8 protein-coding genes are annotated in these 11,722 nt (G+C 68.4%); 1 reads left to right on the forward strand and 7 read right to left on the reverse strand.

Annotation, left to right across the window (positions count from 1 at the left end; genetic code table 11):
- Positions 1-1,212, forward strand: a complete 1,212-nt coding sequence (locus tag AC07P1_RS11100) for a hypothetical protein (protein ID WP_494695855.1) — start codon at positions 1-3, stop codon at positions 1,210-1,212.
- Here the strand turns inward: AC07P1_RS11100 and AC07P1_RS11105 are convergent.
- Genes AC07P1_RS11105 through AC07P1_RS11135 form a run of 7 tightly spaced genes read right to left on the reverse strand, consistent with a single transcriptional unit; the run spans position 1,199 to position 11,722 of the window.
- The gene (locus tag AC07P1_RS11105) at positions 1,199-1,948 is read right to left on the reverse strand and encodes a class I SAM-dependent methyltransferase (protein ID WP_494695856.1); all 750 of its coding nucleotides are present in this window, start codon (positions 1,946-1,948) and stop codon (positions 1,199-1,201) included. The two genes, AC07P1_RS11100 and AC07P1_RS11105, sit on opposite strands and share 14 nt — an antisense overlap.
- A 21-nt stretch (positions 1,949-1,969) precedes the next feature.
- Entirely contained in the window at positions 1,970-4,477 is a 2,508-nt protein-coding gene (locus AC07P1_RS11110) for a glycosyltransferase (RefSeq protein WP_494695857.1), read from the reverse strand.
- The gene (locus AC07P1_RS11115; protein WP_494695954.1) at positions 4,474-5,730 is read right to left on the reverse strand and encodes a TIGR04063 family PEP-CTERM/XrtA system glycosyltransferase; all 1,257 of its coding nucleotides are present in this window, start codon (positions 5,728-5,730) and stop codon (positions 4,474-4,476) included. The genes AC07P1_RS11110 and AC07P1_RS11115 overlap by 4 nt, the downstream gene beginning before the upstream one ends.
- A gap of 2 nt (positions 5,731-5,732) precedes the next feature.
- Positions 5,733-7,658 (reverse strand): XrtA/PEP-CTERM system amidotransferase, encoded by a 1,926-nt coding sequence (locus AC07P1_RS11120; protein ID WP_494695858.1) that lies wholly within the window; start codon positions 7,656-7,658, stop codon positions 5,733-5,735.
- Positions 7,659-7,660: 2 nt separating this feature from the next.
- Complete coding sequence (locus AC07P1_RS11125) at positions 7,661-8,833, reverse strand: TIGR03088 family PEP-CTERM/XrtA system glycosyltransferase (RefSeq protein ID WP_494695859.1); 1,173 nt, start codon at positions 8,831-8,833, stop codon at positions 7,661-7,663.
- Positions 8,817-10,430, reverse strand: coding sequence for an exosortase A (xrtA, locus tag AC07P1_RS11130; protein WP_494695860.1), 1,614 nt, complete (start codon positions 10,428-10,430; stop codon positions 8,817-8,819). Before xrtA ends, AC07P1_RS11125 begins: the two co-directional genes overlap by 17 nt.
- Positions 10,427-11,722, reverse strand: a complete 1,296-nt coding sequence (locus AC07P1_RS11135; RefSeq protein WP_494695861.1) for a TIGR03087 family PEP-CTERM/XrtA system glycosyltransferase — start codon at positions 11,720-11,722, stop codon at positions 10,427-10,429. The genes xrtA and AC07P1_RS11135 overlap by 4 nt, the downstream gene beginning before the upstream one ends.

Consider the following 11,722-nt stretch of genomic DNA (forward strand, 5'->3'; position numbering starts at 1 on the left):
ATGCCCCTGCATCCCCCGGCCGAATGGCGCAGCTATGTGACGATCTTTGCCGGCGCCGGCGCGCTGGTGACCTGCGCGGTCGGCTTGCTGAACTATCATGTCGACCCCTATCTGACCCACCAGTGGGACACGCCGCGGGTTCGGGAGCTGCGGCCCGGACGAGAAAAGCTCAGCGCCTGGGGCAAGACCTATGCGCTGGCCAAGTTCCAGCCCGCCATCGTCTACGCCGGAAATTCCCGCACCGAGCTCGGCCTGCCGACGCGTACCAGGCTCTTCCCCGGAAAGGCTGTCTTCAACGGCGGCCTGTCCGGTGCCTCGCTGGGTGACGCCATCGCCATGGTGCGCCATGCGAACGCGGTCAGCCGGCTGGAGACGGTCATCTGGGGCATCGACGCGCCCTCATTTTCCATGGGGACCGGCAATACCGATTTCGACCGCGAACTGGTGGCCAGCGACCGTTTTTATCTGGTGCGGCGCGCCCTGATCAATGTGAAACGGGCCTTGACGACGGACATGACCGTGGATTCGATCCGCCTGCTGCGGGGCACGTTCGGGCGATCCTGTCATTCGAGCCTGGCGTTTTACGGCCAACGCGACGACGTCTGCGTGCGCGACCGTATCGACGGCTGGGGCGGCACGGGTAACGCGGTCGTGCCCCGGCTGCGCGAGTATATCCGGGGCACGGGACCGACCGCCGAGGCGATGTCCGCGCTGGATAAAAGCCTGGCCGAACTGTGCAAGGCGGGCGGCAAAGTGCGGCTGTACATCAATCCGACGCATGCGATGACGTCCGACGCGCTTTACCGGGCGGGCAAGTGGGCGGCGATGGAAGCGTGGCAGGGGCAACTGGCCGGGCTGGGCCAGCGCCACCGCGCGGCCGGTTGCGATGCGCGCATCTTCGATTTCTCCGGCTTCAACAGCATCACCACCGAAGCGATCCCGCAGGCGAGCGGCATCGCCGACATGCTGTATTTCTGGGAAACGTCGCATTACCGGGTCAACGTCGGCGGGATGATCCTGAACCGCATGTTCGGCCGCGACGACGATGTGCCGGCCGATTTCGGCGTCGAACTGACACCGGGTGCGATATCCGGGCACCTGGCCGCCCAGCGCGCGGCCAGGGACCGCTATCATGTCGAGCACCCGCACGAAAGCCGGATGGTGCTGGACGTCGTGGCCGAGGCGGCGCGCCAGCCGCCTACGGCACGCTGAGAACGGCGCAACCCTTTTCGCAGGGCCGGCTCGATTGATCGAGCGCCGGGAATTCCTTTTGCCAGCGCTGCAGGACCGTGCGTTCGTCGGGACGGGCGGCGTCGTCCAGGAAGACGCTGGCGCCCCGGGCCAGCGACTTGAACAGGAGCGGGCCGGCGGGATAGCGCGCCAGCGAGCGCGTCGCCTGCGGCGGTCCGTCGATGACCAGCAGGTCGATCTCCAGCCAGGCGGGCAGGGAGGAAATGTCATACCAGGGCCATTTCTCGTCGTTGAGCAGGTGCGGGCGCAATGGCGCGTCCAGCACTTGCGCCCAGGCCTCCAGCCCGTGGCGCCGCAGCTGGGCGCGCGTCAGCCGCGCATACTCGGGGTCGTGTTCGAGGCTGAACACCATGCCGGCGCCATTCATCTGCATGCAGCGCGCCAGCACCAGGGTCGAGGTGCCGCTGCTGCATTCGACCACCGTCGCCGGCCTGGCCGAGCGGGCGTGCCGCGCCAGCTCCAGCAGGATATCGGGCGACGCCGCCCAGCCGCGCGTCGGCGGCAGGCTGTGCTTCAGGTCGAGTTCCACGTACAGGCCCTGCAGCGCCTCCATCTGGCGAAACAGGCCGGCGCTGTCATGGTGCGACTGGTCCCTGACATCGTGCAGCAGGATGTGGACCAGCCGCAGCTTGTGCAGCATGTACAGCGCGAGCACCAGCAACGTCAGGGTTCCGGCGGAGTAGGCGAGGGTGGGCATGGGCGTTCCTTTCTCGGGGTGTCAATGACCGGCCACTTTGCTGATGACGTAGCGGTGCTTGCCGGAGGCTTCGGCCGGAATGGTGGTCACCTCGTGGATCAAAATCTCGACCGATGCGCCCAGCCGCGCGCGGAACTGGCTGACTATGCCCAGGCGCAGCGACGCCGGCAGGCCGTCCACGCTCACTAGCAGGACGCGGGTGCAATCCAGGCTTTCCTGGATGATCTTGAAGGCGCGCACCTGCGGCAGGTCGCGCAGGATATAGATCAGCGCCAGGCCGTGCATGAGGGTGCCGTCGCGGGCGACGACGAAGTCGGTCACCCGGCCTTCGATGCGCTTGAGCAGGGGCAGGCCGCGCCCGCAGCGGCACGGCTGCGTGTCGAGCGCGCCGATGTCGCCCGTTTCATAACGGATGAACGGAAACTCGCCGCTGGCGAGGTGGGTGACGACGATGGCGCCGCTGTCGCCGGGCTTGACCGGCCGGCCGCGCTGGTCGAGGATTTCGACAATGACGTCCTCGGCCGTGATGTGCATGCCGCCTTCCGGACATTCGTGGGCGAGGAAGCCGGAATCGCGACCGCCATAGCCGTTGGCGACCGGCGCGCCGAACGCGGTGGAGAGCAGCGCGCGTTGTTCCTCGTACAGCCGTTCCGCCGTGGCGAACACGACCTTGACGCCGATGCCGTCGAGCGCGATGCCGCGCGCCTGGGCGTGCCGCACCAGCAGGCTCATGACCGACGGATAGCCGAACAGCATCGCCGGGCGCCGCCGCTTCAGCAGCGCCAGATGCTTGTCCATGCGGGCGGGCGACAGGTCGAAGGCCGGCAGCAAGGTGCTGCGTAACAGACGGTCGCGGCGGGCGCGCCAGTGGTCCTGCGCCTTCAGTTCGATCGGCGAGCCCCACAGCACCGCTTCGCGGTCGCCGATATCGACGCCCCACCAGCGCGTGGCGCGCCATTTGGCCGCGACGTCATGGCTGACGCGTTCCTTGCCTAGATAGAAAATCAGCGGCTCGCCGCTGGAGCCGCCCGTGGTGAAGCGTTGCAGCGGGCCGGCGGTCGAGGCGATGAACTGTTCGCGGTGGTCGTTGATATCGCACTTGCGCAGTACCGGCAGGGCGCGCAGATCGCGCAGGTCGTGCACCTTTTTGGCGTCGAAGCTTAGCTCCGCGAATTGCCGGCGGTAATACGGCACGTGTTGAGAAGCGTGCAACAGCAACGCTTTCAGCTGTCGCAATTGCAAGGCTTCGATGTCACGCGCGGGCAACCATTGGCTTTGCTCCATACGCCGGAGCAAGGCGCTGCTGTGGTGGCGCTTGAGCAGCTCGTGCAGCGGAAACAGCAGCTTGGACGCCCACGCCGTGTAGCCCGACGCGGGTGGCCGCTTGAGCACGCGCCGATACTGCGCCATCAGCAACGGCGCGACCCGCTCCCAGCTGTAGCGCCGCGCTTGCAACAGTCCCTCGATGATGAGCCGTTCGGCCTTGCGCTCGTCGCGCAGCAGCGACAGCATCGCCCGCGCCATCGCGCCAGCGTCGCCCGGCGGCACCAGCAGGCCGTTGACGTCGTGCGTCATCAAATAGGGGATGCCGCCGACATCGGTGCTGACCACCGGCACGCCGCTCGACCAGGCCTCCAGCACCGAGCTCGGCATGTTGTCGGCCAGGCTGGGGTTCAGGACCAGATCGGACTGCCGGTACAAGCCGGCCATGACGGCGTGCTCGGTCTTGCCGGCGAAACGGACGGCGTCCCGCAGATCGAGCTCATCGGTAAGCGCTTGCAGGCGCGGCAGGTCCGGCCCTTCGCCGCAGATGGTCAGGCGTGCGTGCGGTAGTGCCCGGCGGACCGTCGCGAAGGCGCGCAGCGCGCTGGCGTTGTCGTACAGCGGCTCGAGGTGGCGCGCCACCAGGATCGCGGCGCCGCCGGCGGGCTTGGGCGTTTGCTCCGGGGACGGCCGGAAGCGCGCGAGGTCGACGATGTTGGGGACGATCTGGACGACGATGCCATGACGATCGAAGACCTCGGCCAGGAAACCCGATGGCACGATGACGGCGTCGGCCCGGCGCAGGCTGAAGCGCACCAGGCCGGCGCTGCGGGCCAGGAAGGGCTGCGCCTCGCCGCCGCGATAGTTGACGACCACGCCTTTGCCGCGCAGGCGGCCGATCCAGATCGCCGGCGCGGCGAACAGATGCCAGGACCAGCCGGAGTTCGCCATCACATGCAGCAACTGGACGCGGCCGGCCGCCTGCCACAACCGCCACAGATACGGCAACAGGCGCACGGCGGCGCGCACGCCGCGCAGGCGCGCGATCCATGACGGCCACGGCGGGTTGACCTGAAGCACTTCGACCTCGGCGCCGGCGGCGCGCAGCAGCGCCGCCAGTTGCACGGTCTGGTTGGCGATGCCGCCGGCCGGCGGCGGCAGCGGTCCGACCAGCGCAATGCGCAGCGGATGCAGGTCATGCGCCGCTTGGCGGCCGGGGGCGCCATACAGGCCGTCGCACGGCTTGTTCTTGTCGGGTTCGTTCATGTGCGCGGGGCCGCCAGGCGCCGATAGATAGCGCCGTAGCGGGCCACGCTGCCGCGCCAGTTGCGCTCGTTTTCGACGTAGGCGCGCGCCTGGGCGCGCAGCGTCGGCCACGCTTGCACCTGGCGCACCAGGCCGATCACCCCGTCGGCGAGCGCGTTGGCGTCGCCGGCCTGGAACAGCATGCCGGTCTTGCCGTGCTCGATCATCTCCCGGTGGCCGCCGACGTCCGAGGCGACGATCAGCCGCCCCTGCGCCATCGCTTCCAGCGGCTTGAGCGGCGTGACCAGTTCGGTCAGGCGCATCGGCAGGCGCGGATAGACCAGGATGTCGACGATCCGGTAGTAATCGTCCACCTTGTCGTGCGCTACCCGGCCGGCGAACTTGACGCGCCGCTCGACCCGCAGTTCCACGGCCAGCGCCTTCAGTTCGTCCTCCTGAGGTCCGCCGCCCACCAGCAGCAGTTGCAGCGACGGCACCGCCGCCAGCATGCGCGGCAGCGCCCGGATCAGCAGCGCCAGTCCCTCATACGCGTAGAACGAGCCGATGAAGCCGAGCACCAGGTGGCCGGTCAGGCCCAGCGAGTGCGCCAGCAGCGCGTCCGGTGGGGCGTTGCCGCTGAAACGGCCGCTGTCGACGGCGTTCGGTATCACCGTCACCTTGGCCGCCGGGATGCCGCGCGCCACGATGTCGGTACGCAAGCCTTCGCAAATGGTGGTGACGGCGTCGGCGCGCTTCAACACATGGTTTTCCAGCGCGCGCGTCAGCCGGTAACGCAGGCCGCCCGCCCGGCTGGTGCCGTGGTCGGCGGCGGCGTCCTCCCAGAACGCGCGGATCTCATAGACGACCGGAATGCCGAGCGCGCGGCCGACGCGCAAGGCCGCGACCGCGTTCAGCGCCGGCGAGTGGGCGTGTAGGATGTGCGGCTTGACTTTCCCGGCGACTTCAAGCAGGCGGTGGTGCAGGCCGGCGATCACCCCGACCTGGCGCAGCACCGGCAGCCGCGCCCACCATTGCCGCAACGGCGCGGTGCGGAAAAAGCGCCAGCCATCGATCTCCTGCTCGGCCGCCGGCGCGGTGCCGGGGGAGTCCGCCGGTTCGGTTGAAGATCCGGCCGAGTACAGGCTTTGCTTGGCGCCGGTCAGGTGGAACGTTTGCCAGCCCAGCTTGCGCTGCTGGTTCAATATCGCCAGGGTGCGGAAGGTGTAGCCGCTGTGCAGCGGCGCCGAATGGTCGAGTATGTGCAGGATCCGCATGCTCATGCCGCTTGCCTTTCGGTCGATTGGTTCGGCGTGTCCAGCATCTGGCGCAGGAAGGATTCGAACATCATCAGCGACCACAACGGCGCGCTGTGGTCGCGCCGTCCGGACTGGTGCTGCGCCATCAGTTCGCGCACGTGGGCCAGATTGAACAGGCCGCAGTCGGCCAGCACCGGGCTGTTCAGGCAGCGTTGCAGGCGCGGTCCCAGCGGGCCGCGGAACCAGTCGGCCAGCGGCACCGAGAAGCCCATCTTGTCGCGGTAGAGTATTTCCTGTGGGAGATAGGGTTCCAGGCCCTTCTTGAACAGGTATTTGCCGACGCCGCGCTGCAGCTTGAGCGACGGCGGCAGCCCGGAGATCCATTCGACCAGTTGGTGGTCGAGCAAGGGCACGCGCACTTCCAGCCCGTGCGCCATGCTGGCGCGGTCGACCTTGGTCAGGATGTCGCCCGGCAGATAGGTTTTCAGGTCCAGGTACTGGATCAGCGACAGCGCGTCGTCGGCCGGGCAGGCCGCCGCGTGCTTGCGCAGCACTTCCACCGCGCGGTACTGGCCGATGTTGCGGCGCAGGGAGGGGCTGAACAGTTTCATGCGCATCTGGTCGCTCATGATGGAGACGCCGTGGAAATACGCCGCCACCGAATCGCGCGCCAGTCCCTCGAAGGTGGTCTTGGCGCGCAGCGGACGCGGCGCCCAGTCGGCCTTCGGGTACATGCGCCCCAGCGCGCCGAACACCGGCTTGCGCACCGACAGCGGCAGCATCGAGCGGAACCGCTCCTCGTGCAGGTGCCAGCGGTAGCGGCGGTAGCCGGCCAGGTTCTCGTCGCCGCCGTCGCCGGACAGCGCCACCGTCACGCGCTGGCGCGCCAGTTGGCAGACGCGGTAGGTGGGCAGGGCCGAACTGTCGGCGAACGGTTCGTCGTACAGGCAGGCCAGGTGGTCGATCAGGTCGGCGTCGTGCTGTTCGACGCGCTGGCTGTGGTGGTTGGTCTGGTAGCGCTCGGCCACCAACTGCGCGTACGGCGACTCGTCGAACCTGGTGTCGCCGAAGGCGATCGAGCAAGTGTTGACCGGGCGCGAGGATTCCTGCGCCATCATGGCGACCACGGCGCTCGAATCGATGCCGCCCGACAGGAAGGCCCCCAGCGGCACCTCGGCCACCATGCGGATGCTGACGGCCTCCCGCAGGCGCGCGACCAGTTCGTCGGCGGCGTGCTCGGGGCTGACCAGGCGGTGCGGCTTGAACGGCACGTCCCAGTAGCGCTTGGGCAGGCCGGGCGAGCTGCCTTTGCGCACCAGCAAGGTGTGGCCCGGTTCCAGCTTGCGGATCTGGCGGAAGATGGTGCGCGGCTCGGGGATGTAGCCGTAGGCGAAATAGTCCTCGACAGCCAGCGGATCGAGCTCTCGGCGCACGCGGCTGTGCGCCAGCAGCGCCTTCATCTCCGAGGCGAACACCAGTTGGCCGTCGTCGAGCAGCGCGTAGTGCAGCGGCTTGACGCCGAGCCGGTCGCGCGCCAGGAACAGCGCTTGCTGCTTGCGGTCCCACAGCGCGAAGGCGAACATGCCGCGGAAGTGATGCACGCAACGCTCGCCCCATTGTTCCCAGGCGTGCACGATGACCTCGGTGTCGCAATGGGTGCGGAAGATGTGGCCGAACTGTTCCAGCTCGCGCTTGAGCGCCGGAAAGTTGTAGATTTCACCGTTATAGACGACCACCACCGTGTGGTCTTCGTTGAACAGCGGTTGCTGGCCGCTCTTGAGGTCGATGATGGCGAGCCGGCGATGGCCGAGGCCGATGCCGGGTTCGCGATGCACGCCGCTTTCATCGGGGCCGCGGTGGGCCTGGACGTCGGTCATGCGCTGCAGGAGCCCGGTGTCGATGTCGGGCTGTCGATACAGATCAAATATGCCGGCGATCGCACACATGGCTATCCTTTCATCGGGGGCAATTGGGTGAGCCTGTCGTAGACGGCGAGGTAGGCGTCGGCCATCGCCATGAGGCTGAATTCGGCGAGCACGCGGCGGCGCCCGTGGATGCCGTGGTGGGCGGCCAGTCCGGGAATGCGGTAGTAGGCGCCGATGGCGTCGGCCAGCAGTTCCGGGCTGCGCGGCGGCACCAGCGTGCCGGTCCAGCCGCTTTGGACCACATCGGCGTTGCCGCCGACGGCCGTCGCCACCACCGGCAGCCCGGTGGCCATCGCTTCGAGGATGGTGTTGGAGGTGCCCTCGGCCAGCGACGGCAGCGCGAACACGTCCATCGTGCGCATCAGTTGCGAGATGTCGTCGCGGGTGCCGGGCAGCCACGCCAGGTGCGATACGCCCGCCTGGTATAGCAGGTCGAGGCAGGCCTGGCGGCAGGGGCCGTCGCCGATGATCATCAGGCGCATCTGTTCCTGCGCCATTTCGTCCTCCGCCAGCAGCAACAGGAAGGCGTGCACCAGCGACATGTAATCCTTGACCTCGACCATGCGCCCGACGCTGCCGATGACGAAGGAATCCTCGCCGAGGAAGCCGTCCGGGCCGACGGCGGCCGGCGGCCCCAGCCTGGGGTGGAAGTGGACGCTGTCGACGCCGTTGCGGATGTGGGTGACGCTTTGCGGGCGGGCGCCGATGGTGCCCACCAGCCACGCCTCGAGGTCCTTGCTGACGGCGATGAAGTGGCCGATCAACGGCCGCAGCAGCTTGCGCAACAGGCGGTAGCGCAGCTTGCGGCCGTACAGGTCCTTCATGTCGCGGCCGTGTTCGCCATGCACGCGCAGCCGCACGCCGGCCGCCGCCGCCAGCAGTTGTCCCTCGAGGCTGGACAGGTTGCGGGTGTGGATCAGCAATGGCTGCAAGCGTCTGAGCGTGCGGAACAGACGGAAATAGTGCGCCCAGTCTTTTCCCTCGCGTTTGTTGATGCTGATGATCTCGACGCCGGGACGGCGGATGCGCCGCGAAAAGTCGCTGTCGTCCTTCATGCAGACTATGGCGTGGCGATAGCGGTCCGGCGGCAGGTTGTTGATCAGGTTCACCAGGCCGTTTTCCAGTCCGCCCACTTCCAGCTGGTGGATCAGATGGACGATCAGCGGTGCGCAGGCGGCATCAGCGTGCGGCGACATGGCGCAATCCCTGGTCGATGGCCGGCCGCATCGCCAGCAGCAGATCGTGCATGGCGCGCTCGGCGACGCCGGCTTCCTCGTCGTAGGCGGACGCCAGCACGATCTCGGCGCCGCTGTCGTCGCCGCCCAGCAGTTTGCTTTTCGCCAGCATCAGCTTCATCAGTTGTGGACTGGCGGTGTCGACGCCGTCCTGCCGGTACCAGCGCCACACCAGCAGCTTGACGCCGGCGGCCTGCTCGACGCTTTGCAGGACGGTCAGCTTGCGGCCGCCGACGCTGATGTCGCGCCGCATGGTGCTGATTTCATTCCAACGCGGCATGCCGTCGACCACCTTGCGGCGCACCGCCGCCAGCAGCTCCGAATGCCGGACCTGGTGGCGGTACCAGGTCAGCTGCAGCGACACCGTGCGGCGGCCGTCGCTGTAGTTGAACGACCAGCGTTGCGGCCGGCCCATGTGCAGCACGTGCCAGTCGGTGGTTTGCATCGGACTGGCGCGCCATGGCGCCGGCGGCGGCGACACCGTCAGCGGCGGCGCGGGCAGCTGGTCCGGCGCGGCGGGCCGCAGCGCGACGTGCGCCAGCAGCGGCCAGATCGCGGCGACCCCGACCACGGCGACGGCCATCCGTACGAAGCTGGTTGTGCCCGGCGCGGCAAGGCTGGCCGAGATGCCCGGCACGGCGCGTTGCCGCGCGGCCGGCTTGCCGCCGCCGCTGTCGTCGCTGCCGTCAGTCTCGCGCCAGCGCGCGCCGACCCAGAACAGGACGGCCGACACCACCCCGAAGAAGACCCAGCCGTAAATCAGGTGGTCGATGCCGATCGCCAGGGTCATATCGCTGCAGTGGCCGATCAGCACGATCAAAAAGGCGCGCAGGGCGTTGGCGAGCACCGGCACGACCGCCGAGACGGCGATGAACAGCAGGCGCCGCCGCAGGCTGCGGTAGGTCGTGTACGCGTACATGGCGCCCAGCGCCAGCGAGGCGATCAGGTAGCGCAGGCCGCTGCACGCCTCGACCACCGACCAGTTTCCGCTTGGCAAGGACAGGAAGTTGTTTTCGCGGAATACCGGAATGCCCGACAGCTGCAGCAGCAACACCGTGCAGCGGGCGGTGAACTCGATCAGCGGCGGGATGAAGATCTCGCCGAACGGCACCGCGAGCAACAAATAGCAAAGCGGAAACGCGATGGCGCGGGTGTAGCGCGTGCCGAGCAGGGCCAGCACGGTCGCGCCCAGCATGAGTGCCAGGCAATACTGTTGCAGCACGTGGACGTTGGCGACCGCCGACAGCAGCCACAGCGCGCCGAGCGCTGCCAGCGCGAACAGCGCCGGCGGCGCCGGCTTGACGGGCAGGGTCGAGAGGTGGCGGCGCCGGCGCCAGATCATCCATCCGACGATGGGCGGGATTACGAAGCCGTGGGCGAAAGTCTCCGACACCAGCCATACGCCGACGATGGCGTCGAGCGTGGCGAGATGCATCAGCAGCACGGCGCACAGCGCGAACGCCACGCAGACGTGGGCGACCGCGCGGGCGGCCACCGCGGCCGGCTTGGCCCGCGGCCTGCGCACGGGCGACAACAGGGTCGCGGGATCGGCGCTCATAGGGCCTTCTCCGCCAGGACGGCCGCGTCCCGCGCGACGCGGCCGTCCTGGCTTTCCAGCGGGAGCGCCTGGTCCGCCAGATCCGTCTGGCCGGCGTCCTCCACGCCCAGCGCCGCGCCCAGTCGTTGCAAATTGGCGTCCCAGCGGTAGTCGCGCAGTATCCTGCGGCGCGCGGCCACACCGATGTCGGACGGCGAGGCCAACTCGCGCCCGACATGGTAAATAAATTCGCCGGCGTCGGCCGCGCGCAGCACCTCGGTGCCGACGGCGGCGCCGATGCCCTCCAGCGCCTGCGGCGTGGCGATGACGGTCTTTTGCATCGCCATCGCCTCCAGCACCTTGTTTTGCACGCCACGGCCGATGTGCAGCGGCGCGACGATCACGGCGGCATGGCGCAGATAGGGGCGGATGTCGGGGACGGTGCCGCTGACGAACACGCCCGGCAGGCGCTTGAGGGCCAGCAGGCTGTACGCGGGACGGGAGCCGACGATGTGGAACTGAAGCTCCGGGAACCGCAGCCGCAGCGACGGCATCACGCGCTCGGCGAACCAGATCGCCGCCTCGATATTGGGCGCGTAATCCATGGCGCCGGTCAACGCCACCACGCGCGCGGTCGCATAGGGGCTGGCAAGCTTGTGCCGCGGGGAGAAGTACTCGCTGTCGACGCCGTTGTTGAAGTAGTCGATCTTGTGGTCCGCCTCGGGCGCGCGCAGCCGGAACAGCGACGCCTCCGCGCGCGACACCAGCATCACCTGGTCGAAGCCCTTGGCGACGAGGCGCTCGTACTCGAGCAATTGCGTGCCTTCGCGGCGGTACAGCATCGACAGCGGCCAAGTCTTGCCGTCGGCGTAGCCCTGCCATTTTTCCGAGTCGACATCGACCAGGTCCATGACGCGCATCAGCGGGCCGTGCTCGCTCTCGGACGGCAGGTATTGCGCCATCGGCCCGGAGAACGCCAGCGCGGTGCCGATGGCGTGGGCGTCGAGCGTGCGGTTGACCCAGCGTTGCAGCCGGGCGCTGCGGAAATATGGCAGGCTGAGCGGCTCGTCGGTGACCAGCCCGCGCAGGCTCGACAGGCGTGCCCAGCGCGGATGGGTGCGGATGAAGCACGAGCTGGCGCAACCGGCGGCCAGGTGCTCGGCGTAGCGCAGGTCCTCGGCGCGGTCGATGAAGGTGCCGAGGTGCACGCGGAAGTGGCGCTGCAGGTAGCGCAGCACGTGGTAGGCGCGTATCTTGTCGCCCTTGTTGGGCGGATACGGAATCCGATGAGGCAGAAACAACAGGTCCCGCAT

The organism is Duganella sp. GW821-FHT07F09, assembly GCF_059418705.1.

Excerpts from the sequence above, each read along its gene's own strand:
- AC07P1_RS11105 (WP_494695856.1), bottom strand. The coding sequence starts at position 1,948 with ATGCCCACCCTCGCCTACTCCGCCGGAACCCTGACGTTGCTGGTGCTC.
- AC07P1_RS11120 (WP_494695858.1), bottom strand. The coding sequence starts at position 7,658 with ATGTGTGCGATCGCCGGCATATTTGATCTGTATCGACAGCCCGACATC.
- xrtA (WP_494695860.1), bottom strand. The coding sequence starts at position 10,430 with ATGAGCGCCGATCCCGCGACCCTGTTGTCGCCCGTGCGCAGGCCGCGG.
- AC07P1_RS11135 (WP_494695861.1), bottom strand. The coding sequence starts at position 11,722 with ATGCGGGACCTGTTGTTTCTGCCTCATCGGATTCCGTATCCGCCCAAC.
- AC07P1_RS11100 (WP_494695855.1), top strand. The coding sequence starts at position 1 with ATGCCCCTGCATCCCCCGGCCGAATGGCGCAGCTATGTGACGATCTTT.
- AC07P1_RS11115 (WP_494695954.1), bottom strand. The coding sequence starts at position 5,730 with ATGCGGATCCTGCACATACTCGACCATTCGGCGCCGCTGCACAGCGGC.
- AC07P1_RS11110 (WP_494695857.1), bottom strand. The coding sequence starts at position 4,477 with ATGAACGAACCCGACAAGAACAAGCCGTGCGACGGCCTGTATGGCGCC.
- AC07P1_RS11125 (WP_494695859.1), bottom strand. The coding sequence starts at position 8,833 with ATGTCGCCGCACGCTGATGCCGCCTGCGCACCGCTGATCGTCCATCTG.